Raw genomic sequence first — 312 nt, forward strand, 5'->3', positions numbered from 1 at the left:
TCATCGACAACGCCAAATGCGCGATTACAAAGGCGTGTATGTACGATCCCGAGGTACAGCGCTCGTACGCCGCGCTGGCCGAGGGGTACGGCTTCCGGATCGATGCATGCCCTCCACACGATCCTGCGAAGAAGGGCGTCGTTGAGGCCGGAGTCAAATACATCAAACGATCCTTCTTGCCGCTACGCGAATTCCGCGATCTCGCCGACGCCAACCGTCAATTGCGCGACTGGGTGATGCAGCAGGCCGGCACGCGCGAGCACGGCACGACGCGCGAGCAGCCGCTTGCACGTTTCGCCATCGAGAAGCCGC

At 62.2% G+C, this 312-nt stretch carries 1 pseudogene; it reads left to right on the forward strand.

From position 1 onward, the window contains the following. A pseudogene (locus tag AB3X89_RS40460) lies at positions 1-312 on the forward strand (IS21 family transposase); the annotation flags it as partial.

The sequence above is a fragment of the Paraburkholderia sp. BR14320 genome (genome assembly GCF_040948665.1).
Lineage (GTDB): Bacteria > Pseudomonadota > Gammaproteobacteria > Burkholderiales > Burkholderiaceae > Paraburkholderia > Paraburkholderia youngii.